This is a genomic window from Bradyrhizobium sp. CCBAU 53351, assembly GCF_015291745.1.
Classification (GTDB): domain Bacteria; phylum Pseudomonadota; class Alphaproteobacteria; order Rhizobiales; family Xanthobacteraceae; genus Bradyrhizobium.
In genome coordinates, this window is sequence record NZ_CP030059.1 from 493729 (window position 1) to 518948 (window position 25220).

The 25220-nt window shown below is 65.8% G+C and carries 24 protein-coding genes; 13 read left to right on the forward strand and 11 right to left on the reverse strand.

Features of this window, described 5'->3' with window-relative positions:
* Nucleotide 1 precedes the first annotated feature (1 nt).
* Both XH83_RS02390 and XH83_RS02395 read right to left on the reverse strand, forming a co-directional pair.
* Nucleotides 2-1189, reverse strand: coding sequence for an alanine--glyoxylate aminotransferase family protein (locus XH83_RS02390; protein WP_194405504.1), 1188 nt, complete (start codon nucleotides 1187-1189; stop codon nucleotides 2-4).
* A 103-nt stretch (nucleotides 1190-1292) separates the two neighbouring features.
* A complete protein-coding gene (locus XH83_RS02395) occupies nucleotides 1293-2018 on the reverse strand; it encodes a thermonuclease family protein (protein WP_194405505.1) in 726 nt (241 codons plus the stop codon).
* A 375-nt stretch (nucleotides 2019-2393) separates the two neighbouring features.
* On the opposite strand from XH83_RS02395, the gene XH83_RS02400 reads away from it, so the two are divergent.
* A complete protein-coding gene (locus tag XH83_RS02400; RefSeq protein WP_194404488.1) occupies nucleotides 2394-3335 on the forward strand; it encodes an IS110 family transposase in 942 nt (313 codons plus the stop codon).
* 71 nt (nucleotides 3336-3406) lie between these two features.
* On the opposite strand, the gene XH83_RS02405 is transcribed toward XH83_RS02400, so the two are convergent.
* On the reverse strand, nucleotides 3407-5134 hold the full coding sequence (locus tag XH83_RS02405) for a hypothetical protein (RefSeq protein WP_194405506.1): 1728 nt from the start codon (nucleotides 5132-5134) through the stop codon (nucleotides 3407-3409).
* A 433-nt stretch (nucleotides 5135-5567) separates the two neighbouring features.
* On the opposite strand from XH83_RS02405, the gene XH83_RS02410 reads away from it, so the two are divergent.
* Nucleotides 5568-6416 carry a caspase family protein gene (locus XH83_RS02410; RefSeq protein WP_194405507.1) on the forward strand — a complete coding sequence of 283 codons (849 nt, stop codon included), beginning with the start codon at nucleotides 5568-5570 and terminating at the stop codon, nucleotides 6414-6416.
* A 172-nt stretch (nucleotides 6417-6588) separates the two neighbouring features.
* Here XH83_RS02410 and XH83_RS02415 read toward each other — a convergent pair whose 3' ends face one another.
* Complete coding sequence (locus XH83_RS02415; RefSeq protein ID WP_194405508.1) at nucleotides 6589-7479, reverse strand: efflux RND transporter periplasmic adaptor subunit; 891 nt, start codon at nucleotides 7477-7479, stop codon at nucleotides 6589-6591.
* A gap of 289 nt (nucleotides 7480-7768) precedes the next feature.
* Here XH83_RS02415 and XH83_RS02420 point away from each other — a divergent pair, with 289 nt between their 5' ends.
* Nucleotides 7769-8392, forward strand: a complete 624-nt coding sequence (locus tag XH83_RS02420) for a PAS domain-containing protein (protein ID WP_194405509.1) — start codon at nucleotides 7769-7771, stop codon at nucleotides 8390-8392.
* 6 nt (nucleotides 8393-8398) lie between these two features.
* On the opposite strand, the gene XH83_RS02425 is transcribed toward XH83_RS02420, so the two are convergent.
* From XH83_RS02425 to XH83_RS40180, 3 genes are all read right to left on the reverse strand, one after another.
* Nucleotides 8399-8569: a hypothetical protein gene (locus XH83_RS02425; RefSeq protein WP_194405510.1), complete on the reverse strand. Its 171-nt coding sequence runs from the start codon at nucleotides 8567-8569 to the stop codon at nucleotides 8399-8401.
* 70 nt (nucleotides 8570-8639) lie between these two features.
* Nucleotides 8640-9761 (reverse strand): beta-propeller fold lactonase family protein, encoded by a 1122-nt coding sequence (locus XH83_RS02430; protein ID WP_194405511.1) that lies wholly within the window; start codon nucleotides 9759-9761, stop codon nucleotides 8640-8642.
* 127 nt (nucleotides 9762-9888) lie between these two features.
* Entirely contained in the window at nucleotides 9889-10020 is a 132-nt protein-coding gene (locus XH83_RS40180) for a hypothetical protein (RefSeq protein ID WP_256438879.1), read from the reverse strand.
* A 140-nt stretch (nucleotides 10021-10160) separates the two neighbouring features.
* Here XH83_RS40180 and XH83_RS02435 point away from each other — a divergent pair, with 140 nt between their 5' ends.
* Entirely contained in the window at nucleotides 10161-10337 is a 177-nt protein-coding gene (locus XH83_RS02435) for a hypothetical protein (RefSeq protein ID WP_194408511.1), read from the forward strand.
* Between the two features lie 103 nt (nucleotides 10338-10440).
* Nucleotides 10441-10563, forward strand: coding sequence for a hypothetical protein (locus XH83_RS40185; protein WP_256438880.1), 123 nt, complete (start codon nucleotides 10441-10443; stop codon nucleotides 10561-10563).
* A gap of 137 nt (nucleotides 10564-10700) precedes the next feature.
* Here XH83_RS40185 and XH83_RS02440 read toward each other — a convergent pair whose 3' ends face one another.
* Nucleotides 10701-11654, reverse strand: coding sequence for a LysR family transcriptional regulator (locus tag XH83_RS02440; protein WP_194405512.1), 954 nt, complete (start codon nucleotides 11652-11654; stop codon nucleotides 10701-10703).
* Between the two features lie 210 nt (nucleotides 11655-11864).
* Here XH83_RS02440 and XH83_RS02445 point away from each other — a divergent pair, with 210 nt between their 5' ends.
* From XH83_RS02445 to XH83_RS02470, 6 genes are all read left to right on the forward strand, one after another.
* The gene (locus tag XH83_RS02445) at nucleotides 11865-12947 is read left to right on the forward strand and encodes an ABC transporter ATP-binding protein (protein ID WP_194405513.1); all 1083 of its coding nucleotides are present in this window, start codon (nucleotides 11865-11867) and stop codon (nucleotides 12945-12947) included.
* 35 nt (nucleotides 12948-12982) lie between these two features.
* Nucleotides 12983-13699 (forward strand): HAD family hydrolase, encoded by a 717-nt coding sequence (locus XH83_RS02450; protein WP_194405514.1) that lies wholly within the window; start codon nucleotides 12983-12985, stop codon nucleotides 13697-13699.
* Between the two features lie 12 nt (nucleotides 13700-13711).
* On the forward strand, nucleotides 13712-15019 hold the full coding sequence (locus XH83_RS02455; protein WP_246776400.1) for an FAD-binding oxidoreductase: 1308 nt from the start codon (nucleotides 13712-13714) through the stop codon (nucleotides 15017-15019).
* A gap of 28 nt (nucleotides 15020-15047) precedes the next feature.
* The gene (locus tag XH83_RS02460; protein ID WP_194405516.1) at nucleotides 15048-16097 is read left to right on the forward strand and encodes an ABC transporter substrate-binding protein; all 1050 of its coding nucleotides are present in this window, start codon (nucleotides 15048-15050) and stop codon (nucleotides 16095-16097) included.
* A gap of 69 nt (nucleotides 16098-16166) precedes the next feature.
* Nucleotides 16167-16979: an ABC transporter permease gene (locus tag XH83_RS02465; protein WP_194408137.1), complete on the forward strand. Its 813-nt coding sequence runs from the start codon at nucleotides 16167-16169 to the stop codon at nucleotides 16977-16979.
* Entirely contained in the window at nucleotides 16976-17761 is a 786-nt protein-coding gene (locus XH83_RS02470) for an ABC transporter permease (protein WP_194405517.1), read from the forward strand. Before XH83_RS02465 ends, XH83_RS02470 begins: the two co-directional genes overlap by 4 nt.
* 94 nt (nucleotides 17762-17855) lie before the next feature.
* Here XH83_RS02470 and XH83_RS02475 read toward each other — a convergent pair whose 3' ends face one another.
* Nucleotides 17856-20519 (reverse strand): EAL domain-containing protein, encoded by a 2664-nt coding sequence (locus tag XH83_RS02475; protein ID WP_194405518.1) that lies wholly within the window; start codon nucleotides 20517-20519, stop codon nucleotides 17856-17858.
* A 204-nt stretch (nucleotides 20520-20723) separates the two neighbouring features.
* Nucleotides 20724-21374 (reverse strand): hypothetical protein, encoded by a 651-nt coding sequence (locus XH83_RS02480; RefSeq protein ID WP_194408138.1) that lies wholly within the window; start codon nucleotides 21372-21374, stop codon nucleotides 20724-20726.
* 239 nt (nucleotides 21375-21613) lie between these two features.
* On the opposite strand from XH83_RS02480, the gene XH83_RS02485 reads away from it, so the two are divergent.
* Both XH83_RS02485 and XH83_RS02490 read left to right on the forward strand, forming a co-directional pair.
* On the forward strand, nucleotides 21614-22669 hold the full coding sequence (locus XH83_RS02485) for a LysM peptidoglycan-binding domain-containing protein (protein WP_194405519.1): 1056 nt from the start codon (nucleotides 21614-21616) through the stop codon (nucleotides 22667-22669).
* Between the two features lie 152 nt (nucleotides 22670-22821).
* Nucleotides 22822-24138 (forward strand): Spy/CpxP family protein refolding chaperone, encoded by a 1317-nt coding sequence (locus tag XH83_RS02490; RefSeq protein ID WP_194405520.1) that lies wholly within the window; start codon nucleotides 22822-22824, stop codon nucleotides 24136-24138.
* Here XH83_RS02490 and XH83_RS02495 read toward each other — a convergent pair whose 3' ends face one another.
* Nucleotides 24139-25005, reverse strand: coding sequence for a hypothetical protein (locus XH83_RS02495; RefSeq protein ID WP_194405521.1), 867 nt, complete (start codon nucleotides 25003-25005; stop codon nucleotides 24139-24141). It lies immediately after the preceding gene.
* Nucleotides 25006-25220: the final 215 nt, after the last annotated feature.

The following is a 25220-nucleotide window of genomic DNA, read 5'->3' on the forward strand; positions in this document are numbered from 1 at the left end:
CCTACGCCGGCACCTCGTCCCCGAGATACGACACCGCCGCTTCCAGCCCGCCCTTGCCGTGCGGGATCTTCAGCGCGTTCAAGGCGATCTCAACCACCCCGAGGGTGCCGAGCAGCATCGGTGCGTTGACGTGGCCCATATGGGCGATGCGGAAGGCCTGGCCGGAGAGGTCGCCGATGCCGGTGCCGAGCACGACGCCGCATTTGTCCTTGCAATAGCGTTGCAGCACGGCCGGATCATGCCCGTTGCTCATGGTCACCGTGGTCACGGTGTTGGAGCGCTCGCTGGCTTCGGCGACGTTGAAGCCGAGCACCTGGCCTTCCGACCATGCGGCAACGGCGCGGCGCGCGGCTTCGCCGAGCAGGCTGTGGCGGCGGAAGGCGTTCTCGAGCCCTTCCTCGTGCAGCATGTCGATCGCCTTGCGCAAGGCGAACAACAGATGCACCGGCGCGGTGCCGGCATATTTGCGATAATTCTCGGTGCCCTCGCGCTCGCTCCAGCTCCAATAGGGCGTCGACATATTGGCCTTCTTGTGCACCTCGAGCGCGCGCGCATTGGCGGCGACGAAGCCGAGGCCGGGCGGCGTCATCAGGCCCTTCTGCGAGCCGGACATCGCGACGTCGATGCCCCATTTGTCCATCTCGAACGGCATGCAGCCGAGCGAGGCCACGGTGTCGACCATGTACAGCGCGGGGTGGCCGCTCGCCTTGATCGCCCTGCCGATCGCCTCGATGTCGTTCTGCACGCCCGAGGCAGTGTCGACCTGGACCACGACGACGGCCTTGATCGTGTGCTCCTTGTCGCGGCGCAGGCGCTCCTCGACCTCGTGCGGCCGCACCGCGCGGCGCCAGTCGCCCTTGAGCACCTCGACCTCGGCGCCCATCAGCGCCGCCGCATTGCCCCAGCCGATCGCGAAACGTCCGCTCTCCAGCACCAGCACCTTGTCGCCACGCGACAGCACGTTGCTGAGCGCCGCTTCCCAGGCGCCGTGACCGTTGGCGATGTAGATGTAGGACTTGCCCTTGGTCGCAAACAGCTTCGAGATGTCGCCGAGCAGGCTCTCGGTCAGGTCGAGCATCTCCTTGGAGTAGATGTCGATCGCCGGACGATGCATCGCCCGCAACACCTCGTCGGGCATCGTGGTGGGCCCGGGGATGGCCAGAAATTCCCGGCCCGCGCGAACGGTCATTGCTGTCAGTCCTTATTGCCAGAGATACAGATTGGTGGGTTGCTGATTCACAGTCTTACGCGGGGCGAGGGCCTCGGAAAAGCGCACAAAACGCAGGGCTGGGTTATCGCTTCGTCTCGCGGCAGCCCGCGGCCTCGGCCTCTTCGACCGAGCAGAACCAGCGGGTGCCCTTGCTGATCTTCATCCTGATCTGGGTGTACCAGCGGCTGGTCGGCTGGTGAAAGATGCATTCGCCGGCGCTGTTGACGTTGCCCTTGATGGTGCAATCCGGGGAAGGCGCGACCGGCCCCGAGGCCGAGGCGAGCAGCACCGCATGCGCTCCGTCGGGCGGCTTGGTGGCGCCCAGGATGACGGTCTTCTTGTTGCGGACGCGCCAGTCCCAGGGCGCGATGAAAGCGCCCTGCCACATCCCGGCCTTTGCCTCGCGCGCGGCCTTTTCGTCGGCTTCGTAATCGTGGGACATGCGGGTATAGGCCAACGCCCAGCCGGCGCGCACCAGCCATTTCTGGATGTCCTCGCCGCCGACCTCGCAGCGCGCCACGGTGCGGCCACGCCGGTCGATCGAGCGGGTGTGACAGACCCAGCTCTTGCCCTCGGCAAATTTGGCGAGCTCGTCGCGCGCGGCGACGCCGCAGGTCCAGCGCTCGGCCTTGGTGTTGAGGCAGAGCTGGTCGAGTGCGGGCGCGTCGATGCCGCCGAGCCGGATCCGCGTGTTGCCGATCACCACGGCATCGCCGGCGCGGACTTTTGCCGTGCCGGTGATGTCGGCGGCCTCGGCCAGCGAGGGGAGCGCGAGGAGAGACAGCGCAATCAGGAATTTTCGCAACATGCCGGTCCGCGTGGGATGAACATCTCGATAAGCCGCGCAATTGTGGTCGGCTTTTGGCCGCCGGGCCAGCTTATGCCTGACAGATCGGCTTTCAACTTCCCGTCATCTTGCGACGGCCTCTCGGCTCGTGTCCCGGACGCGCTGCAACGCGTCGCGTTGCTGCGCAGAGCCGGGATCCAGAAATTCACAGACGCATCTCGCAGAGGCATGGGCCCCTGTGTATCGAAATCCTGTCATGGTGGAGTGGGCGGGAAGCCGTTGGGTCCTTGGCGCTTGACGCCGTGAGCCGGCTCGGTCTCCCGCCCGTTCCATCTATCAACCTGAACAGTTGCACGAGGCTGCGCCAACAGACCTCGCATCACAGGGACAGGCACCATGATCATACGCCCTCGTTACGTCGGAATCGACGTCTCCAAACGATATCTCGATATCTTCGATGAGAGCCTGGGCGTGCCGGAGCGCATCGCCAACGCGCCGCAGGCCATCACACAGATCGCGGCGCGTTGGCGATGCGATGTGCTGGTCGTCTTTGAAGCCACGGGCGTCTATGACCTTGAGCTTCGTGAGGCGCTCAGCCAGGCCGGCATCCGCTTTGCCCGGATCAACCCGGCCCGGGCCCGGGACTTTGCGCGCGCCAGCGGCCAGCTCGCCAAGACCGACCCGATCGATGCCCGGATGCTGGCGAGCTTTGCCCGGGCCATGCAGCCTGCCGCTGAGCAGGCTGCCAATCCTGCCCGCAATGCCCTGGCGGGGCTTGCAAAACGGCGGGATCAACTGGTTCTCATGCGTGCCCAGGAGAAGAACAGGCGCAGCGAGGCCGAGGACCGCGCCATGGCCGATCGCATCGGTCGGCTCATTGAAGTCCTCGACAATGAGATCGCCGCAATCGAGGCCGATATTAGCGCACTGATCAAGACTGAGCCGGAGGTCTCCGATGATGCGCAGTTGATGCGGTCACTTCCCGGCGTGGGCCCCGTAACCTGCATGCAGCTGATCGCGCAGATGCCGGAACTCGGAAAAGTGGGACCGAAGCAGGTGGCCGCGCTCGCCGGCCTGGCTCCCTTCAACGTCGACAGCGGCGCTTACCGCGGCAAGCGGAAGATCGTCGGGGGCCGAAAGCGCGTCCGCGATGCCCTCTACATGGCCGCTCTCAATGCGGTCCGCCGGGCCGATCCATTCAAGGCCTTCTACGCTCGACTGCGACAGGCCGGTAAACCTGCCAAGCTCGCTCTCATTGCCGTTGCCAGGAAGCTGTTGACGGTCCTCAACGCCATCATCCGCGATCGAAAGCCGTACCTGTACACTAGGCCAACATAACAGTTGCCGGCTCTGCAGCGCACCGCCGAAGAGGCGCTGCGCTGCGTCCGGGGCACGGATACAATGTGCCCTCACCCCCGCGCCATCGCCCGCTTCGCCACCGCCAATCCCATCAGCACGAAGGCCGACGTCACCTCCGGCCCGCCGACCAGAATCCGCGTCGGCGTCTTCATCTTGTTCCATTCATAGGCGCGGAACGGGCCGCGGCGGCCGCCTTCGCCAAGGCTCGCGACGATGACGTTCAGCGCCGGCGCGAAGGCGCGCGGGTCGGCGCCGAGATGGCCGAGCGCGATCAGCGCCAGTGCGGCGTCGAACACGTTCATCTCCGCGGCCATCAGCTCGCCCTTGACGTAGGACAGCACGCGGTGACGGATGAAGTCGAAATCGCCGGCGGGATCGATCGCGGCCTGCGCCGAAAGCGGCAGCGCCAGGAAAGCCGCATAGCAGCGGCCGAAATAGGCGCTGTAGAGTTCCGGCAGGTAGTAGATGTGCGAGCGCGGATTGGAGAAGGCGCCGCTCGCGGCCAGCCGCTTCTGGAAGCCGATGATGCGATGCACCGTGGCGAGCCGCGACGGTGTCTCCAAAACCTTCCAGCGCGCCAGGTTGCGGAAGCTCACCTCGAGAATGTCGAGATTGAGCGTCGGGTCGAGATCGTTTCCGTAGGGACGCTCGCCCTTGAGGTTGTCGATCCAGGTCGCGACCCCGCCCTCATAGTCGATATTGTCGTTGAGCGGCACGGTCACGCGCGGCGCGTTGACGCCGGCATGCACCTGATAGCCGGCATAGAAGTCGAGCAGCGGCTGGTCGATGATCGCATCGCGGCAGCCCGCCTGCGTCGCCGCCGAGATCGAGCAGGCCGTGGTGTCGCAATCCGGCACGTAGATGCCGAAGCCGAGATCCTGCTTGATCTGTGCGAAGTAGCGCGAGAACCGCGGATGCGGCGCGGGCGCGAGTGCCGTGACGACGTTGAAGCGCGCGCCGTCGATGCCCTCGACCTCCTCGCGGCTGATGTTGACGCAGAAATCCACCATGTCGGCAATGGCGCGCTCCGCTGCGACCTTGTCGGCCGGCGAGGCCAGTCCGGTCTCGCCATAGCTCAGCAGCGCCTCGATGAAGAATGCGTCGTAATAGGCCGAGCGGTGCCGGATCTGCACCGGCTCCCACATCGGCTCGGCGATGCCGCGCCAGGGCGGGTTGACAACGGCGGCGGCCTTCGAGCGCGCGATGAAGACGCGGGCGAGGTTGAACAGCAGCGAAGAATTCTTGTAGCCTCGGGCATTGAGGCCGGTGAGCGCCATGATCAGTTCGCGGCCGCGGAAGTCGGGATCGCCGATCAGATTGAAGGCGGCATAGGTCGGCAGAAAGCCGTGCTTGCGGTAGGAGCCGAGCAGATGCTGCGCGCAGTCGCGGATCACGCTGTCGATCTGCGCCGGCGGCGGGGCGGAGCCGGTGAACATCGCCGGCGGCGGCTTGGGGTGGTCGAGCGCGATGCTGTCGACGAGATCGGCGACCGGCTGGCCGACCGCCGCCCAGTCGGGTTCGGCCTCGTCGCGGGCGCGCGCCAGCGCCTGCCGCAGCGCCGTCAGCCTGGCCTCGTCGCGCAGCTCGGGCAGGCCGGCGCGCCGCAGCAGCACCCGCAGCGCGGGATTGCCGAGCGCAGTCTTGTAGAACTTGGCGAGATGCGGATCGCCGCTGGCCGGGCCTGACAGGATGGGATCGCAGACATCGTAAAGCGAGGGGCCGTCCTTCGGCGCCAGCAGCGCCCGGCAGGCGGCGCCGGCAAAATATTGAAAGCTCATGAAATACTCGGTCGCGGGGACTTCGGCAGGGTTAGGCCAGGGGCCGGCCGGCGCGCTCCCAGCCCCGCGCCACCCCCATGCAAGTCGTTGAAAAGGCTACCCGGATTCGCAGGAAATACAAATGTGACAGAGGTCACGGAAAAGCCGGCGGAAGGGCTGCATTTTGAGGGCCCCGGATGATACGGGGAAACACGGAAATGCAGAAATCTGGAGAAGAAAATTATCCAGCGTCTTCAGAAGCTTAAATCAAATTTTGGGCAATCTATTGCCGGGGCCCCTATATCCGGTTAAAGGTTTGTTTGGTGCGGCGCCGCAAATTGCGCGCAATTCGGGGGCACATCCCCGGCCGATCCCTCAAACCTAAAGACGCTATCGCGCTACTCAAACAGTGTGCGCGCGCTTGGCTGGTCTTTGGCACAGGAACCGAACCGAGATGAACGTAAAGCAGCTCGACCTTTCCCGACGCACCATCGCGGTGGCCGCAGCCCTGATCGGCTCGGTCTCGCTGGTGATCGGCGCCCATGCTGCTCTCAACATGCGTGCGATCGATGCCGCCAAGGCCGTCTCGACCGACCAGATCACCGGCTCGATCGGCCAGTCCTCGCGCCTCGCCCTCGTCATCGGCAATGGACATTATCCCGACGCCAGCGCGCCGCTGACGCAGTCGATCAACGACGCCCGCGCGCTGTCCTCGTCCCTGCGCAAGAACGGCTTTGACGTCGACATGGTGGAAGACGCGACCCGGGACGACATGGTTCGTGCCGTGAGCCGCCTCAAGTCCCGGATCAAGCGCGACACCGTCGTCATGCTGTTCTTCGGCGGCTATGGCGTGCAGGCGGGACGCGAGAGCTACATGCTGCCGGTCGATGCCGCGATCTGGAAGGAAAGCGACGTGCGCCGCCAGGGCGTCTCGATCGACGGCGTGCTCGACATGATGAAGGAGCAGGGCGCCAAGGCCAAGCTCGTCGTCGTCGACGCCTCCCGCCGTAACCCCTACGAGCGCCGCTTCCGCTCCTACAGCCACGGTCTCGCGCCGATCAGCGCGTCCGACAATGCGCTGATCCTCTCCTCGGCCTCGCCCGGCAAGGTTGTGGACGACGGCAAGGGCGAGCACAGCGTGCTGGTCAGCGAGTTCCTCAACAACCTCAATTCCAAGGGCAGCGCCGAAAGCGTCTTCAACAAGACCCGCCTCGCCGTCTCCCGCGCCAGCGAAGGCGATCAGGTCCCGACCGTCTCCTCCTCGCTGCTCGAAGACGTCCATTTCGGCGAAGCCGGCGGCTAGTTTCCTTAGATCTTGAGACGTCTCGTGCCCCGGACGCGGCGCATCATGCAATGATGCGACGCTGAGCCGGGGTTCATTATTTTGGGTGTTTTTTTGCGGCGACATGGGTCCCGGCCCTGCGCAGCAGCGTTACACGCTGCAGCGCGTCCGGGACACGAGAGTTGTCGAGAGACTACTTCGCCGCTTCCGCGGCCATCACCGGGCGCACCGGATCGCCTTCACGCAGCAGCGCGCCGGCGCGGGCGACGACGACGTCGCCTTCGTTGAGGCCGTCGCGGACCTCGATATTGCCGCCCGACATCAGGCCGACCTCGACGCGCTTGGTCTCGACGCGGTTGCGGCGGATCACCTGAACCACAGTGCCGGCCGAGGAATATTGCACTGATGTCAGCGGCACCGCGACGTTGCAGCTCTGTCCGGTCTTGATCAGCGCGCGGCCGCTCGCCTTCAGCAGCAACCGCTTCTGCGAGGAAATTCCGATATAGACCATGCCCTGCTGGATGTTGGGCTCGACGGTCGGGCCGATGCGGCGCACCTTGCCCTCGATGTCGCCGGCCCCCGCGATCCGCACCGTCGCCGGCTGGTTGACGGCGAGCTTGCGCACATCGGTGGTCGCCACGAGGCCGACGAGATCGTATTCGCTGCGCGCCACGATCGTGAACAGCGCCTCGCCCTTGGCCGAGGCGAAATTGCCGATCTGGGCGGTCGACGTCGCGATCACGCCCGCCACGGGCGCGGTGACCTGCAGCGTGCCGCCCTCGGGCAGCGCCAGCCGCGCCAGCACCTGGCCGGCGGTGGTGGTGTCGCCTGCTTCCGCCAGCACGTCCGTGACCTTCAGGCCCGGGCGCTCGGGCCGCACCGAGGTTTCCTCCCGCGCGATGATCGTGCCGGTGGCTTCGACGATGTCGGAGAAGCAGGATTTTGCGACCTTCAGCACCGTGACCGCCGGCCCCTTGGGCGCCTCGTCATCGGCGGCTCTGGCCGGAGATTGACCGAGGATCAGCACCCCGGCGACGGCTGCGGGACACAGGCTTCGAACAACGGCACGGGGCAAATGACGCATCGGAAATTCCACGGGTTCTATGCCTCCCATCGATAGCAGATGGCGGGGGCGCGGACTACGGCGGCATGGCCCCGAAAGGGAGGCCGCGCCGACGCGGGCCATCTTGGCAAGTCTTTGATTAGTCGCGTGATTGGACAACAGGTTCGCTTCTTATGAGCGATGCGTTGCGAACCGACCTACTCCCAAAGTGCGGACTATCACGGTCTTCTCAGCTGCCAGAGCCGCCTGTATGGAACTAAGATGGGGTGACGCGGTATCGCGGCCGCACGGCTCATGGTCGAGAGGCGGGATGCAACGGTTCGTTTGCGAGCAGAATATCGTTCATTTCGAGCGGCTGCTCAATGAAGCGGCCGATCCGACGGTGCAGAACACCGTGCGCGCGCTGCTGGCCTCGGCGAAGCGCCAATTGGCGTTGCTGAACTCGGCGGCGTCAGGAGCCGACGCGACGCCGCTTGAACAGCGCCGGCGGCAGCATGGCGACGCCGAGTTGATCCGCAGGCAATTCCAGCCCGAATTCGAGGCGTCACCGCATCCCTATATGCTGCTGGACCCAGGGCCGGGCCTGTTGATCGTCGACGTCAACGACGCCTATGCGGCCGCGACCTTGACCGGCCGGGCCGACATCGTCGGCCGGTCGCTGTTCGAGATATTTCCTGACAATCCCGACGATCCGCTCGCCGATGGCGTCAGCAACCTCTACGGCAGCCTGAGGATCGTCGGTGAAACCGGGCAGGCGCATGCCATGGCGGTCCAGCGCTACGACATCCGCGATCCCGACGGGGTCTTCGTCGAGCGCCATTGGCAGCCGATCAACTCGCCGATCCACGATGCGGCAGGCCATCTGGTCTACCTGCTGCACCACGTCGAGGACGTCACGGCGCAAGTCACCGGGCAAGTCACCGGGCGGCCGTAAAGCCTCTCAGCCGCGGCGGTTGCCCGCCAGCTTGCCGCTGGCCCGCTCGATCAGATGCAGCCGCGTGCAGGCCGGACAGGACACCGATACATGCGTGCGGTCGGTCGGCTCGTCATTGAGCCGATGCTGCACGTTCATGCCGGTCTGCGGGCACTTGAAGACGATCTGACGGTCCATGACCGCTGATATGACAATAAGTCGCGCCTTCCGAAATTACGGATGTTTACGTAGGCCGGCCCGGCCCCCCTCACGGCAGGGTCAGGAACTCCACCCAGTTCGGCTTCTTGCCGGTCGGATAGGATTTCAGCTTGGCCAGCGCGCCGCTGCTCTGGTCGATCGCGTACACCGTCATGCTGTCGGAGAGCTCGCCGACTGCGGCGAGGTAGCGCCCCGAGGGATCGACCTGGAAGCCGCGCGGCTGCTTCTCGGTCGGCACGCTGCCGATCGTGGTCAGCTTGCCGCTTGATACGTCGACCTTGTAGGCCGTGAGCGTGCTGGTGGTGCGCTCGGAGGCGTAGAGAAAGCGGCCGTCCGGGGTGATGTGGATGTCGGCGGCCCAGGGCTTTCCTGAAAAGCCTTCCGGCAGCGCGGTGGTGCGCTGGATCTCGTCCCAGGCGCCGCTCCTGGCTTCATAGGTGAATGCCGCGACGTCGCCGTTCAGCTCGTGCAGGAGATAGACGAACTTGCCATTGGGGTGGAACACGAAGTGCCGCGGCCCCGATTTCTCCGGCACCTTGTGGGCCGGCGGATCGCTCGGCGTCAGCGTGCCCGTGGTGGCATCGAACGCGAAGGCCAGCACCTGGTCGGAGCCGAGATTGGTCGCGAACACGAAGCGGTTGTCGGGCGAGGGCAGGAAAGCGTGCGCGTTCAGCCCGGTCGGGATCACCTGCTTCGGCTCGCCGGCGACGCCGTTCGCGTTCAACGGATTCAGCGCGACCTTGTTGCCGCCATAGGAGGCGCTGAACAGGAACTTGCCGCTGTGGTCGACGGCGATATTGGCCATGCTGTCGGCCAGCGGTCCGTTGCCGGCAGGGCTGAGCTGGCCCGTCCTGGGATCGATCGCAAAGCTCACGGCCTGATAGGGCTGCGAGCGCACGCCGGCAATCAGCACGCGGTGATCGGGCGTGATCGCGAGCGGCGTCGAGGAGCCGGGCTTGTCGACGCCCGTGAAGGCGGCCGTCTGCACCGGACTCATCTCGCCGCTCTCGGTCATCTTGAACACGCTGATGTCGTTGCTGTCGGCGTTGCCGACATAGGCGAAGGTGTCGGCCATGCCGGCGCGGACTCCAGAAATGAGAGTGAGGGCAGCGAACAGGGTGGTGGCGATCGCAGCGCGTGGCGATGCGCTGCGTCGGGTCGGTCTCGACATGGGCTCCTCCTGAAGGCCGCGGCGCGGCATTGCCGTTTTGCCGACGAGGATAGCGGGCGGCGCACCGCCGCACCAAATTCCAATGGGGATCGATCGATGCCGAAATCGCATCGGTCGCCGCCGACGGCTACCGCATCGCCGCGGTGCGCGAGGGCAGATGCGGGCCGGACGGATGCGCGGGCGGTCCGAGCACGGTCCAGACGACGACCGCAACCAGCGCTGAGGTCAGGATGGTCCAGGCGATGAGCCGTTTCCGCATCTGGTCGAATCCGTCGGCGTCATGGAAAGTCAGGGCATTTCGATCGTGCACTGCAAACCGCGGCAATCCTATGATCTCGTTCACAGTCGAAATTGGCCGGCGCAATGCGAACCAAAGCCGCGCCCGCGCATTGAAGGCGCATGCCCCGCGAAAACGATCTCGAAGGTAAGCCCGACATGGGAGGCAAGCATGGCGGTCAGGCCGGCCTGCCCAAGTCGCCACCGCGCCCGCAGCAGGGCGAGCGCGATGAGGACGTCGTGGCAAAGCGCCACACCGGCCAAACCGATCAGGCGCCGCCACCGACCAAATCCAAATAGCCCTTGCCGCGCGGTCGTGCCGCGCCCCGCGTCGGGAACGGCAGCACCGCGTTGCCGTTACCCCGGTCCCGCGGGCGGGTGAGATGAAGATGGAGGCTGGCTCGTGTTTTGGATTTATTGGGACACCGCCTGGTCGCTGATCATCAGCGGCATTTGGGTCGCCACCATCGTCAGCCATCCCGACGCCGAGTTCGTCGAAGTGCAGGCCGCCAGACGGCAGATGTGAGCCACCCCTGCTCGCGGCGCTCGGCGCGGTTCGGATTTTTCCAAGGCAGCCGAGGACGCAAGTGACATCAGCGCGGAGAGCCAGTGATCGTCGTCGAGGCAGAGCAGATCAAGATCGCTTGTCTGCCGTCGCCGATTCTAGGTCAGGCTCACGCCATAGCAGGCCGACATCAATCCAAGTTGCGGATATTGCCGGTCGATCGCCGCCACCTCTTTTCGCATCTGCGCGATGATCCAGTCCCGGATTTCGGCGGCGATGGGCCGCATGGGCCGGTTGCGGGGCGGCAGAAACTCGCAGAGGCGGCGCGTGGTGGCCAGTGTATCGGAGGCCGGTACCAGCGCGCCGGTCAGAAGCCAATGCGAGGTCACCGTCAGCCAGCCGAGAGCGATGCCCTGGCCTAGCAGGGCTGCCTGCACGACCACGGCATAATCGGTGAAGCTCAGCCCCTTGGCTGAGCCGCGGCGCCCGGTCAGAAACGATGCGTAATCCGCGGCCCAGTCGCCCGGCGTCTCGGCAAGACGGATGATGGTGTTGCCCTCGGCAGGATCGGTGTCCCCGAGATAGCCGGGGCTGCACATCGGCAGCATGACCTCCTTCATCACCAGCGTGCCGTCGGAGGAGGGCTCGTCGCGATCGCGAAAGCGCATGCCGAGATCGACGTTCTCGACCGGCCCGCGCAACGCGCCGGAGATCAGTTGGAAGCGTAGGTCGACTTGCGGAAACTGCTTCTGCAGCTTGTCGATGCGCGGCATCAGCCAGTGCGTGGTGAAAGCTGAGGAGACCGACAGCGTCACCGTTTCGGTGCCCTTGCGCCGCCGCTCGATCTCGACAAGCCCGCTCTCGATGCTGCGGAAGCCTTCGAGCACGCGGTGATACAGCAATTCGCCTTCCTCGGTGAGCACGGCGCGGCCTGCCTTGCGATCGAACAGGCGCACGCCGAGATGCTCCTCGAACTGGCCGAGCATCCGGCTCACCGCCGGCTGCGTCACGTTCAATTCCGCCGCCGCTGCGGTGAAGCTGCCATTGCGCGCCGCTGCGTCAAAGACGAACAGGGCGTTGCTGGATGGCAGCATGCGGCGGAGCTCGGGCATAACGTCATGTTATGAGCGCGGTGAGAATTTGGCAATTGCCGAGTTTTCGCAAGTCTGGTGTCATCGACATGACGGCCCAAAGACAGCGGCTCAGAGCGACGATTTGGTGCAGCGCACGCTTCCGCCACGATCGCAGCGAGCACTCTGTCTATAAAGCAGGCTTATGGCGCGCAGCGAGGCACGCCAGCTCGGGACATGGCGAGGTCGATCTTGGACAAGCGAGCGGAAAGCGTCGAGATCAGGTCTGCCAGCAAGGCCTATGGCGCCGTTCGCGCCCTCGATGATGTTTCGCTCACGGTCGGCGCCGGTGAATTCGTCTCCCTGCTCGGCCCCTCCGGCTCCGGCAAGACCACGCTGCTCGGTATCCTGGGTGGATTCATTCTTCCAACGTCGGGCACGATTCTCTTCGGCGGCCGCGACGTCACCTACATGCCGCCGCACAAGCGCGACATCGGCGTGGTTTTCCAGAACTACGCGTTGTTCCCGCACATGAGTGTCGGCGAGAACGTCGCCTTTCCGTTGCGCGCGCGGCGCCTGCCGAAAGCCTCATGGCCGGACAAGGTGCGTGCCGCGCTCGGCATGGTTGGCCTCGCCGGCTATGAGGAGCGCGGCATCGCGCAGCTCTCCGGCGGCCAACGCCAGCGCGTCGCGCTCGCACGCGCCATGATCTTCGAGCCGCGCCTGATCCTGATGGACGAGCCGCTCTCCGCCCTCGACAAGCAGCTCCGCGAATCCATGCAGATCGAGCTGCGCTCGCTGCACAGGCGCATCCAGGCCACCATCATCTACGTCACCCATGACCAGCGCGAGGCGCTGACCATGAGCGACCGCGTCGCCGTGATGAAGGACGGCCGGCTGGTCCAGATCGACGAGCCGGCGCGGCTGCACGATCATCCCGCGGATTCCTTCGTCGCCAGCTTCATCGGTGAAGCCACCATGCTGCCCGTTCGGCGCGTCGATGCCTCCAGCATCGCGCTCGGCAATGCTTTGCTGCGCAGCGCACGCGCCGTTCCCGATGGCGATGCCTTGATGCTGGCCGTGCACAGCGAGAAGCTGTTGATCGACGACGGCGCGCAGGACGCCGCTTGCAACCGGCTGACCGGCACCGTCACCGACATCGTCTACCAGGGCGAAAGCCTTCGCATTTTCCTGGCGCTCGCCGACGGCATCGCGCTCAGCCTGCGCCAGCCGAGCTACCACCAGGCCTATCACCGTATCCCGCCGCTCGGCGGCAGCCTCACCGTCACGCTCCACCCCGAGGACACGATCGTCGTGCCCAGGGCGGGGGATTGAACTTCAGATTCATCCAAGCCGAGAGAAGAAACGACATGTCGACCCAAGCCGCGTTCAGCAACTTCAAGGTTCTCACTTTCGACGTCGTCGGCACCTTGATCGACTTCGAAACCGGCGTGCTCGCCGCCGTGCGCAAGATTTCGGGCAAGACGCCGGCCGAGCTCAGCGACGACGTGATCTTCGAATCCTACAAGCGCGGCCGCGACAAGCATTACGAGCGCTCCAGCGAGGTGATGTTCCATGTCTACCGCTATCTCGCGAAGGAGCTCGGGCTGCCCGCCGACGATGCGTCCTGCGACGTGTTCCAGCTCGCCGTGCTGCGCTGGGGGCCGTTCCCGGATTCGGTCGAGGCGCTCAAGCGGCTGCGCACGAAATTCCGCCTGGTCGCGATGACCAATGCCGACCGCGTCGCGCTGTCCTGCTACGCCCATGCGCTCGGCAATCCCTTCGACGACACCGTCTGCGCCGACGACACCGGTGTGGCGAAACCGAACCCGGAATTCTTCGCCTACAACAAGGGCCGCCAGTCGGCCTTCGGCTACAAGCAGTCCGACATTCTGCACGTCGCGCAGAGCCAGTATCACGACATCGGGATCGCGCGGAAGCTCGGCTATAAGGTGTGCTGGATCGAACGCCGACAGGGCATCGCCGGCTTCGGCGGCACGCCGGCGGTGGAGGCGCTGACCAAGCCGGACTTCCATTACCCGACCCTGAAGGCGCTCGCCGACGCCGCAATCGGGCCAGTGGAGTAGATGAGCGCGGCCATGACGCAGGATTGGCGCGCGCTGCCATCGGTCGATTCGCTGTGGGAAGCCACGGCGAATCCGGCTCGCGCCTTTCCGGTGCTGTCGGGCGAGAGCCAGGCGGACGTGGTGATCATCGGCGCAGGCTATACCGGTCTGTCCGCGGCGCATCATGTCGCCAAGAGCGGCCTGTCGCCCGTCGTGTTGGAGGCAAACCGCCCCGGCTGGGGCGCGAGCGGACGCAACGGCGGCGTGATCACCGCAAAGTTTCGCCTCTCGTTCCGCGAGATCGACGCCGCACACGGCCGCGCCATGGCGCGGCGCATGTACGAAATCGCGCATCAAGCGACCGACATGGTCGAGGAACTGGTGTCGGAGTTCGGCATCGCCGGCGCGAACCTGACGCGCACCGGCCAGGTCAAGGCCGCACACAACGAGGCGACGCTCCGGGCCGCGATCGACGAGGCCAACTGGATGACGCGCGAGATGGGCTCGGCAGCGGTCCGCATCCTCGACAAGGACGGCGTGCGCGAGGAGACCGGCTCCGACGTCTTCGTCGGCGGCGTCCTCAATCCCGGCTCGGGCGGCATCCATCCGCTGAATTATCTGCGCGGTCTCGCCGATGGCGTGACCGGCCGCGGAGTGCCGATCTTCCAGGAATCGCCTGTGGCCAAGCTCTACCGGGACAAGGACGGCATCGTCGCCGAGACGCCGCAAGGCGCGGTGCGCGCCAAGCAGGCCATCATCGCGACCAACAGCTATTCGGATCTGACCGCCGCCACCGCGCACATGCAGCGCACGCTGATTCCGTTCCGCAGCGCCATGGTCGCGACGGAAAGACTGCCGCGCAATCTCGCGGGAAAACTGATGCCGACCGGGCGCACCTATACCGAAACCAAGCGCATGATGCGCTGGTTCCGCATGGTCGACAACCGCGTGATCTTCGGTGGCCGCGGCGCGTTCGGCAAACAGGACTCGCAGGCCGCCTTCGACGCCTTGCGCAAGGCGATGGTCGGCATCTTTCCCGATCTCGCCGACATTCCGCTCGCATACAAATGGTCCGGCCTCGTCGCGATGACGCTGGACTCGGTGCCGCATATCGGCCGGCTCGACGATCGCACGCTGGTCTCGATGGGCTACAACGGCGCCGGCGTTGCGATGTCGAGCCTGATGGGGCGCTATCTCGCGGCCCTCGTGCGCGGTGAGACGCCTGACGTCGGCCTGCTCGATGTCTGGCGCATGAAATCCATTCCGTTCTATCCGCTGCGCGAGCCCGCCATACGCTTGGTCGCCGGCTGGTACCAGTTTCTCGATGCGATCGGCCGGTAAGCCAATTTTGGCGAAGGAGGAGGCGACGATGAACACCAAACGCAATTTCGAACTTGGCTGCACGCTGCTTGGCGTGCTCGCGCTCGGGGGCACCGCGGCTGATGCCGCCGAGCAGATCACCTTCGTCTCGCAGGGCGGCGCCTATCAGCAGGCGCAGACGGTGGCGATCCTCGATCCCTCCGCCAAGAAGCTCGGCATCACCATCAACCAGGACTCCATTCCCGACGCCTGGCCCGCGATCAAGACGCAGGTCGGCAGCGGCAAGCCGATCTGGGACGTGGTCGACACGCCGACCGGCAATTGCCTGCGTGGCGGCGAGCAGGGCCTGATCGAGAAGCTCGATTTCTCCAAGATTCCGAACGGTGCGGCGATGCCGGAAGCGTATCGCAGCGCCTATTCGGTGTCCTACGAGTTCTATTCCAGCGTGCTCGCCTTTAGCCAGAAGACCTTTCCGAAGGGCGCCCCGAACAGCTGGGCCGATTTCTGGGACGTGAAGAAATTCCCCGGACGCCGCGCGCTGCGCAACCACCCGTTCGCCACGCTCGAGGCCGCGCTGATGGCCGACGGCGTCGCGCCCGACAAGCTCTATCCGCTCGACGTCGACCGCGCCTTTAGGAAGCTGGAGGAGATCAAGCCGCACATCACGGTGTGGTGGACCTCGGGCGCGCAGTCGGCGCAGCTCCTCAACGACGGCGAGGTTGACATGGAGATGGCGTGGAACGGCCGCGTCAGCGCTGTCGCCAAGGAAGGGGCCAAAGTGTCGTTCACCTATAACCAGGGCATCCTGCAGAGCACCTCGCTGTGCATCCTCAAGGGTGCGCCGAACCTCGACACGGCGGTGAAATTTCTCAACGAGGCCGTCGACCCCGTGCACCAGGCCAATCTGCCGCTCCAGATTGACTACGGCCCGGGCAATCCCAAGGCGTTCGAGACCAACGTGATCAAGCCCGAGCGTGCCGCGCAATTGCCGAGCGAGCCGGCGAATGCGGCGAAGCAGGCGTTGATGTCCTATGCCTGGTGGTCTTCGCCGGCCGGAGAGGCCGCCGAGAAGCGCTGGGCGTCGTTCATGCAGAAGTAGGCGGAGCCAGCGTTGACGACATCAGTGCAAGATCCATCCCTGAAGCATCAGCGCCGCGAGCACGGCCTGATGCTGGCATTGGTGTCGCCGGCGCTGCTGGTGATCCTGGCGCTGATCGTGCTGCCGGTCGGCTGGCTCGCCTGGCAGTCGGTCTACCATGACGGCTTTACGCTGGAGAATTATCGCCGCGTCTTCACCGAGGACGTGTACTGGCGCAGCTTCGCTCTGACCTTCGAGATCAGCCTCGCAGTCACGGTGATCGCGCTATTGCTCGGCTATCCCGTGGCCTATCTCGCCAATTCGTTGCCGAAAGGGTGGAGCATCCTCATCCTGTCGCTGGTCGTGCTTCCGTTCTGGACCAGCGTGCTGGTGCGCGCCTATGCCTGGCTGGCCTTGCTGCAGCGTACCGGCGTGATCAACCAGTTCCTGCGCTATCTCGATGTGATCTCGGAACCGCTCGCGCTGGTCCACAATACGTTCGGCACGGTGGTCGCGACCGTGCATATCCTGCTGCCGTTCATGGTGTTGCCGCTCTATGCCGCCATGCAGAAGATCCCGAACGACCTGATGCAGGCCGGCGCCAGCCTGGGCGCGAGCCCGTCGCTCACCTTCTTCCGCGTGTTCCTGCCGCTGTCGTTGCCGGGCGTGCTCGCTGGCTGCACCATGGTGTTCGTGCTCTGCCTCGGCTTCTACATCACGCCCGAATTGCTCGGCGGCGGTCGCACCGTGATGGTGTCGATGCTCGTCAGCCGAAACGTCGAGCTCTACAACCAGTTCGGCGCGGCGAGCGCCGTCGCGGTGGTGCTGCTCGCGAGCGTGCTCGCGACCTTCTTCGTCGTCAGCCGCTTCATCTCGCTCGATCGCGTGTTGGGGCAGAAATGATGCGCGCCTCAACCGCACGGATTGTTCTGTACGTGGTCAGCGCGCTGGTGCTGGTCTATCTGATCCTGCCGGTTCTGATCATCGTGCCGATCTCGTTCTCCAGCGCGCGCTTCCTGACCTTCCCGCCGCCGTCCTTCTCGCTGCGCTGGTACCAGCTTTATTTCTCCAATCCGGCATGGATGCAGGCGACGCGGGTGACGCTGACGGTTGCACTGCTGACCGTTGCGATCGCGACCCCTTTCGGCGTCGCCGCCGCCTATGCCATCAGCCAGTCGAAGCTGCGGATCATGCGGCTGATCCACATGACGCTGCTGCTGCCGCTGGTGGTGCCCATCATCATCACCGCTGTCGGCATCTTCTTCGTGTACGCCAAGGTCGGCCTGGTCGCGACCATGCCCGGTCTCGTGCTCGCGAACGTGATGCTGGGCCTGCCCTATGTCGTCATTTCCGTCCTGGCCGGCCTGCAGAGCTTCGATCCCGCGCAGGAAATGGTGGCGCGCAGCCTCGGCATGAACCGTCTCCGCAGCTTCTTTGCGGTGACGCTGCCGCAGATCAAGTCCAGCGTGGTCGCTGGCGGCATTTTCGCATTCATCTCGGCAATGGACGAGACCATCGTCGCGCTGTTCATCTCCGGCGGCCAATACCAGCCGCTGACCAAGCGCATGTTCACGGCGCTTCGGGACGAGATCGATCCCACAATTGCGGCGATATCGGCGCTGATGACGGCGGGCTCCTTCCTCCTCGTGCTGCTCGCGACCACAAGACAGGGGAAGAAGACGTAGAGCGAATGGCGGCCTTCAGGCTGAGGCGTCGAGGAGGGCGCCTTTCCCCGCGACCATTTCGCGGAGCGGGCGTCCCGCTGAAGAGGAGGCGTCGCTAAGCTGCCGCCGCCTGCGCCGCCAGCAGCAGCTTCAGCTTCGCCGCCGGCACCGCCGGGCTGAACAGCCAGCCCTGCATCTGGCTGCAGCCGAGCTGGCGCAGCACCTCGCGCTGGGCTTCGGTCTCGACGCCTTCGGCGGTCGTCGCCATGCGGCGGGCCGCGGCCATGTGCACCACGGCCTGCACGATCGGCGAGGAATCTTCGGACTGGCCGATGTCGCTGATGAAGCTGCGGTCGATCTTGATCTTGTCGAACGGGAAGCGGTGCAGATAGCTCAGCGACGAATAGCCGGTGCCGAAATCGTCGAGCGCGATGCGCACGCCGAGCTCGCGCAGCTGCTGCAAAATCGTCAGCGCCTCCTCGTCGTCGCGGATCAGCACCGTCTCGGTGATCTCGAGCTCGAGCCGTCCGGGCGCCAGCCCCGACTCCGCGAGCGCGGCTGCGACCTTGAGCGCCAGCGTCCGCGAGCGGAACTGCACCGGAGAGACGTTGACCGCGATGTGAATCTGGCCGGGCCATGAGGCTGCCTCGCGGCAGGCCTGCCTCAAGACCCATTCGCCGATCTCGCCGATCAGCCCGGTGTCTTCCGCCACGGGAATGAAGTCTGCCGGCGAGATCATGCCGCGCTCCGGATGGCGCCAGCGCAACAGCGCCTCGCAGCCGGTTACGACGTTGGCCGCGAGATCGACCAGCGGCTGGTAGTGCACCTCGAACTCGCCACGAACCAGCGCCTGGCGCAGATCGAGCTCGAGCTGACGGCGCAGCCGCGCCTTGGCGTCGTATTCGGGCGCGAAGATCCGGTAGGTGCGGCGCCCCTCCGACTTCGCCGCGTACATCGCCAGATCGGCGCGCTTGAGCAGATCGTCGAGATTGTCGCCATGATCGGGCGCGATCGCGATGCCGATGCTGGCGTCGGTCGGAATGTCCTGGCCCTTGCAGTCCACCGGCGCGCGCAACGCCGTGAGGATGTTCTCCGCCAGCGCCGTCAGCTCGGCCGGATCGCTCGTGCCGGCCTTGACGATGGCAAACTCGTCGCCCCCGAGCCGCGCGACGAGATCGTTGCCGGACACGCAGGCGCGCAGGCGGTTCGCGACCTGGCGGAGCAATTCGTCGCCGACCTCGTGTCCGAGCGAATCGTTGACGCCCTTGAACTCGTCGACGTCGATATAGAGGATGGCGAACGGCTTGCCTTCGCGGAGCTCGGCAACGCGCCGCTCCAGATGCCCGCGCATCAGCACGCGGTTCGGCAGATCGGTCAGCGCGTCGTAATGCGCCATATGGGCGATGCGCTCGTCGGCGCGGATGCGGTCGGTGACGTCCTCGTGGGTCGCGAGCCAGCCGCCGGCGGCGCCGGGCTGGTTCTTGATCTCGATCAGGCGGCCGTCGGCGGTTTCGACGATGGCGGTCTGGGTACGCCCGACATTGCTCAGGATGTCGTCGCAATAGGACGAGACGTCGCCGTGGAACGATCCGGTGTCGTGACGATGCTGGATGACGTCGCGGAACGCGGCGCCGGGCTTCACCACGTCAGGGGACAAGCCGTACATCTCGATGTAGCGCCGGTTGCAGACGATCAGCCGCTCGTCCTGATCGAACATCAGGAGTCCTTGTGTCATCGTGTTCATCGCGGTGTCGAGCCGCTGCTTCTCGAGCGAGAGCCGGCCCGTCATCTGACGGAAGATCAGGAATAGCGTGAGCACCAAGAGGCCGATCGACGCCACGGCGACGGTGACGAAGAATTTCGTCTGCGTGCGCCAGGTCGCGAGCGTCGCGTCCAGCGACTTGGTCGCGACCACGACCAGCGGCTCGCCGGCGAGCAGACGTGAGGCGACGATGCGGTCCTTGCCGTCGATCGGGCTTGCGAGCTGCATGGAGACGAAGGTGCGATCGAACACCGCCATCTGTTCCGGGCTGCCCTTGCGGAAATTCTGCCCGATCATGGCATCGACACGCGGCATGCGCGCGAGCAGCTGGCCGTTCTGATGGTGCATGGCGATCGAGGATTCCTCGCCCAGCCCGGTCGAGGCGAAGAACGACTCGAGTTGCTCGGGCGCGATCGCGCGCGAGACCAGCCCGAGGAACTCGCCGTGCGGACCTGAAACGCGCCGCGCGAACACGATCGCCGGCCCGGTGCCGAACCGGCCGGGCACGACCTCGATCTCTTCCTGCGAGGCGGGATCGTTCTTGAGGCGGTTGAAATAGCCGCGGTCGGCGACCGAGATATCGGGGACCGGCCAGCGCCGCGACGAGTTGATCAGCATGCCGCGGGAATCGAACAGATTGGCACCGGCCACGTCGGACCAGCCGCTGGCTTTTGCACGCAGCAGCTCGTGCATGGCCAGCGTGCCCATCTCGCTGCGGAACACATCGACGGAGGCGATGCCGCGGCTCTCGAGCTCGGCGATGATGCTCTTCTGCAGCACCGCGAAATCCTCGAACTCGCGGTCGAAATGGCGGGCCAGCAGGCGCACGGAGCTTTCGAGGTGGTCACGGCCGCTCTCGATCGCATTCTGCCGGAAGCGGTCGACGGTGAGCGCGGTGCCGACGGCCGTCGCGGCCATCAGCACGAAGCCGCCGGCGATCAACCATGTCAGCGGCGCCCCACGCCAACGGCGGAGCAACGCGCGTCCTCGCGCGCTCCATCGCATCGATGTGCCCATGCAGCCCTCCCGTGGGATGCAAGATGCGGCAAAACCGACAAGACCCGGTTACCAGTAAGGGTTAGCCAAATGTAAATCGGAGCGGAATCAGGAGGTTGGCTTCCTGAGCAAAGCAACCGCAGATCGAGACCCCGCATGGTGCCGCGACGGAAGCGTGTTCCCTCCTTCGCGAGGGGAGGAACGGAGAGAGCATCGTTGCGGCATCTACCGCTTGATCTCCCAGTTCAACGCTTCCGCGTTGCTCTTGGCGAACATCCTGGGCACGTCGAAGGTCCCCGTCTTGAGGTCGTAGCGGCAGCGCCAATTGGCGAGGCCCTTCACCGCGACGTTCTTCGGATGATTGTCCATTTCGCCTGACAGCGAGATCAGGAGATAGCGGTTGTTGGGCCAGTCGACACCGAGCCAGCGATAGGCATCCTCGGTGCCCTTCATCAGATTGGCCGAGATGTGGTAGTCGAGCTTCATGTTCTTGGTGTCGGGCCGGCTGTGGAAATAGGCCCAGGCGAGGTCGCTGAGCGACTGCTTCGTCGCGTTGACGAAGGCGCCGTTCTCGACATGGTAGAGAAACAGATCCTGCGAGCCCGAGCCGGTCTTCTGCATCCGCACCAGCCATTGCGAGTCGCTGGTGAAGCGGAAGCCGGCGCCATAGCCTTGCTCGGGCTTCAGCTCCGTCATCTGGTTGCCGCGCCGTGCCCAGACCTGCCATTTGACCTCGAAGAGGTCTTCACTGTCCTTCATGTACTGCTCGAGCCTGGTGGCGCCGTCGGGCGAGGTGAAGGCGAGGTCGGCATTGTCGGTGAGGACGAACCCCGGCGGCGGACCGGAGGCGGCGAGCGCAGGGGAGGCGGCGAGCATCAGGACCAGCGTCAGCCCAAATGACAGAGTTGGCGCGGCACGGGAAAATACGGTCACGGCAAAATTCCCTTGAAGAAATGCCGCGAGTGCGGCCTTGATCATTGGACACCCGCACCGTGGCGCCGGTTCATCCCTGATAGCGCCGGGACGGCGCTATCATCCCATCGACCGTCTTGCTGCCGCAGCCAAATCGGCGCAATTTGCCGGTCCCGGTCGATTTGCCAATTAAGGTTTTTCCGATGATTACCGCATCCAAGGCCTTCATTGCTTTCTGCCTGCTCGCGCTGGTCGGCACGGTGCTGGTGATCGGCCCGACCGAGCTGCGCCGCCTGCTGCCTGACGGAAGCAAGACCATGGTCGCCGCCAAGCCGGAAGCCAAGGTCGAACCCAGAGCCGAGGCCAAGGTCGAGCTCAAGCCTGAGCCGAAACCGGAACAGCCCAAAGCGGACCAGCCCAAGCTGGCCGCCGTGACGCCGCCTGCACCTGAACCTGCGCCAGCGGCGGTCCCGGCCGCCGAGCCCAAGCCCGAGTCCGCGTCCAAGGCGCCTCTACTGGCCGAGACCCAAAAGCTCGCCACGGCGCTGCCCGATCTCGCGCCGGTCAAGCCGCCGCCGGCGGTCGCCGACACCGGCCCCCGTTTCGACGTCGCCCGCGTCGACGATCACGGCGAGGCGGCGGTGATCGCGGGCCAGGCCGCGCCGGGTGCCAGGGTCGAGCTGCTGCGCGACGGCAAGCCGCTCGACAGTGCGATTGCCGACGCCTCGGGCCAGTTCGTGATGACCCCGCCGCAGCTTCCCGCCGGATCCTATGAGTTGACGCTGCGGGCCAAGGCGCCGGATGGCACGGTCACGCAGTCCGGCCGGACCATGCCGGTGACCATCGCCGAGGCGCCGCCGCCGCCCGCGCGCCCGGCGCCGGTTGCGAAGCAAGAGAACAGGCAAGAGCCGAAGCAGGCCGAGAAGGCGGATGACAAATCGGACGTCGTGGCCGCCCTGCCGTCGGCCTCGCCGCGTCTGGCGTCAGCTGCCCGGCCGAAACCCAGGGTCATGGCGCGCGCGCCCGCGGCGACCACGGTGGCCTCGGCCTCGCCGGCCGACGCGCTTCACGCCGCACCGGCGGAGGCCGGCGGCAGCCGGGTGATCTCCCGCGGCGACAGCCTGTGGACGCTCAGCCGGCTCGCCTATGGCGACGGCGCCCGCTACGCCGTGATCTTCAACGCCAACCGCGACAAGATCCACAATCCCAATCTGATCTATCCCGGCCAGACCTTCGTGATGCCGCAAAAGGCGGAGTGAGCGAGCGTCCCCGCGTCGTTCGTGCAGGGCATTTGAGAACGCCCCGCGACGCTTTGCCCTGCATCCCCCGGGAACAATTGGTTCCCTCGCGCGTCATTTGCCTGCGGCGCAGTGCGCGCTTGGAGGAGGCCGAATTGGTCAGGTCGGCGGTCATGTCGGGACGCATGGGACTGGCGCTGACCGGAGCGACCCTCCTGATTGCGGCCGTGCTGCTGCCCGAGAGAGCCGAGGCCCAGTTCGGTTTGCGCGGCGGTCCATTCGGCGTCGCGCGTTTCGCCGTCGGCCACGTGATCGGCATGTCGCGCCTGCGCCATTCCCGCATGGCGGTGCGGGGCGGCCGCTACCGCTCCGCTGCGCTGAGATCGCAAGATCCACGTCAAGACCCGCGCGGTGCCGAGCGCGGCCAGCTTGCCAACCCCTATGTTCTGCGCGCGGCGCTGACGGCGCAAGCCGCGCTTGCGGGCTGGCAGGGCGGCCGCCGCGCGCAAGGCTGGTGGCGTCATCCCGACGGCAGCTATGGCTGGGTCGGGCCGGTGTTCTGGCCGTTCGCGCATGACGACCTCACCAATGCTGTGATCTCGGGCGATGCGACCAGCCTCTCGCTCTACGGCTATGGCGACATCTATGCCGCGATCTTCGCGCCCTATGCGGCGACCGAGCTCGCGGCCTACACCGCGCCGCAGGGCAAACGCGCGCGCCGGATTCCATCGGCGCAGAACGTCTGCGATGCCAGCGAACCCGGCGGCTTCCCGGTGGATCGCATCGCCGCGGCCGTAGCGCCGAACGAATTGCAACGCACTGCGCTCGACGAACTCGTGACGGCCTGGAGCGAAGCCCGCGACAGCATCCGTGCCGCCTGCCCATCGCAAGTGCCCGAGACCGCGGCGGAGCGCCTCGGCCTCATGCGCGAGCGGCTCGAAGCCATGATCAAGGCCCTGGACGCGGTCGCACCGCCGCTGTCGAAGTTCACTAGCCTGCTCGACGACGATCAGAAGGCCCGGCTCAATGCCATCGCCGATCAGCGCCGCGCCGCGTTTGCGTCGATGCAGCGCAAGGATTCGAACAAAGGCGCGAACAAGGATCCGAGCAAGGATGCGCAGGCGGCCGCCGCCTGCAGCGCCGACGCCGATCCCCGCTATGACGAGAAGCTGCAGCGTCAATACGAGCAGCTGGTGCAGCAGCAATGGCCTGCGGGCGACATCGCTACCACGCTGCGCCTCGACGAGACCGCCCGCGCCCGCCTCGAGGTGCTGCAGGACACCACCCTGCGTACCATGGAAACGCTGAGCGCGTGCCCTACGGAGGCAGCCGCGACGCCGCAGGCCCGCCTCACCGCCGCGAAGGCGCGGCTGCAGACGATGCTTGCGGCCGTGAACGCCGTCACCGATGCGCTCGATGATTTCGAGGCTGATCTGAGCGATGAGCAGAAGGCGGGGTTCGAGGCGATCGGGCCGAAGCGCGGGGCGTGATCAGCCGCACGCCCAGTCGAACTTCATGTCCTTGAAGTCGAGCTGCGCGTTGCCGCCGCCGAAATTGTAGCCGCCGAAATATTCCTCGAACTCGATATAGAACGGGCTCATCTCCGGCACCTGCTGGCAGGGCCGCATGGTGCCGCCGAGATGGTCGCGGGCGTAATCCTTGGCCCAATCATGCAGGCGGTAGTTCTCGGTGGTCGGGACGCCGCCGGCAAAATAATAGTAGGACTGATAGTCGCTCGGCGGGTTGCGCGGGATATGCGGATCTTGCGGGGCCTTGCCGGCGTTGGGATCGGTCGCGCGCGGCATCAGGCCGATCGCGAGGGTTTCGGCCAGATCGGCACGCGGAGGGCGGGCGAACATCTTCTGCGCGAAGGGCGGGGCGGCCTCGAAGAAAGCGCAGGCGCCGCCGACATCGAGCCAGCGTGGCCGATCGGCCGTCGCCAGCGCAAGCGGCGCCGGCGGTGTCGCGAACGGGCCTTCGTATTCGGCTTTGGTCAGCAGCAGCGCGGCATATTCGTAGTCGAGAATGTCGGTCATGCGCGACAGGCGCGGATGCGAGGGCCGCGCCATGACCGCGTTCCGGACTTCAGGATCATCAGGCGCGCCGCCGTCATTGTGATCGGGCGGGGTGGCGAAGAACGACACTGCGACGATGTCCTCGCCATGCACGCGATAATCCTCCGGCAGCTTCAGCGTGAAGCCGTGCATCAGCGGATAGCCGGTGACGGGATCGAGCGGCCATTGCTCGCTCGAGATGCCCGGCGGCAACCCATAGACCCAGCCCTGGTCGCGCGCCCGGTTAGCGGGCCGGTCCAGCATCTGCAGATCATAAGCACGCGAAGGCAAGGCAAACGCCACGGACCGTCTCCATCCAGGTTCGAGCCTCGCCGTTGAGGCGAGGGTTAGTCGCGGGGAAGGGGGATGTGGTTCGGAGGATGACGGGATGATGCAGCTCCGCCGATGTTTTGGCCGATGTGTCAAAGAGCCTTGCAATCCGGCGTCTGGGCAATCCCGTAACTCATTGATCTTGCAGACCCCGCCTACTGTGCATGGGGTTGTTTTTCATGTTTTGC

Coding starts and splice junctions, on each gene's coding strand:
- XH83_RS02390 (WP_194405504.1), bottom strand. CDS start 1,189: ATGACCGTTCGCGCGGGCCGGGAATTTCTGGCCATCCCCGGGCCCACC.
- XH83_RS02395 (WP_194405505.1), bottom strand. CDS start 2,018: ATGTTGCGAAAATTCCTGATTGCGCTGTCTCTCCTCGCGCTCCCCTCG.
- XH83_RS02400 (WP_194404488.1), top strand. CDS start 2,394: ATGATCATACGCCCTCGTTACGTCGGAATCGACGTCTCCAAACGATAT.
- XH83_RS02405 (WP_194405506.1), bottom strand. CDS start 5,134: ATGAGCTTTCAATATTTTGCCGGCGCCGCCTGCCGGGCGCTGCTGGCG.
- XH83_RS02410 (WP_194405507.1), top strand. CDS start 5,568: ATGAACGTAAAGCAGCTCGACCTTTCCCGACGCACCATCGCGGTGGCC.
- XH83_RS02415 (WP_194405508.1), bottom strand. CDS start 7,479: ATGCGTCATTTGCCCCGTGCCGTTGTTCGAAGCCTGTGTCCCGCAGCC.
- XH83_RS02420 (WP_194405509.1), top strand. CDS start 7,769: ATGCAACGGTTCGTTTGCGAGCAGAATATCGTTCATTTCGAGCGGCTG.
- XH83_RS02425 (WP_194405510.1), bottom strand. CDS start 8,569: ATGGACCGTCAGATCGTCTTCAAGTGCCCGCAGACCGGCATGAACGTG.
- XH83_RS02430 (WP_194405511.1), bottom strand. CDS start 9,761: ATGTCGAGACCGACCCGACGCAGCGCATCGCCACGCGCTGCGATCGCC.
- XH83_RS40180 (WP_256438879.1), bottom strand. CDS start 10,020: ATGCGGAAACGGCTCATCGCCTGGACCATCCTGACCTCAGCGCTGGTT.
- XH83_RS02435 (WP_194408511.1), top strand. CDS start 10,161: ATGCCCCGCGAAAACGATCTCGAAGGTAAGCCCGACATGGGAGGCAAG.
- XH83_RS02440 (WP_194405512.1), bottom strand. CDS start 11,654: ATGCCCGAGCTCCGCCGCATGCTGCCATCCAGCAACGCCCTGTTCGTC.
- XH83_RS02450 (WP_194405514.1), top strand. CDS start 12,983: ATGTCGACCCAAGCCGCGTTCAGCAACTTCAAGGTTCTCACTTTCGAC.
- XH83_RS02455 (WP_246776400.1), top strand. CDS start 13,712: ATGACGCAGGATTGGCGCGCGCTGCCATCGGTCGATTCGCTGTGGGAA.
- XH83_RS02460 (WP_194405516.1), top strand. CDS start 15,048: ATGAACACCAAACGCAATTTCGAACTTGGCTGCACGCTGCTTGGCGTG.
- XH83_RS02465 (WP_194408137.1), top strand. CDS start 16,167: ATGCTGGCATTGGTGTCGCCGGCGCTGCTGGTGATCCTGGCGCTGATC.
- XH83_RS02470 (WP_194405517.1), top strand. CDS start 16,976: ATGATGCGCGCCTCAACCGCACGGATTGTTCTGTACGTGGTCAGCGCG.
- XH83_RS02475 (WP_194405518.1), bottom strand. CDS start 20,519: ATGGGCACATCGATGCGATGGAGCGCGCGAGGACGCGCGTTGCTCCGC.
- XH83_RS02480 (WP_194408138.1), bottom strand. CDS start 21,374: ATGCTCGCCGCCTCCCCTGCGCTCGCCGCCTCCGGTCCGCCGCCGGGG.
- XH83_RS02485 (WP_194405519.1), top strand. CDS start 21,614: ATGATTACCGCATCCAAGGCCTTCATTGCTTTCTGCCTGCTCGCGCTG.
- XH83_RS02490 (WP_194405520.1), top strand. CDS start 22,822: ATGTCGGGACGCATGGGACTGGCGCTGACCGGAGCGACCCTCCTGATT.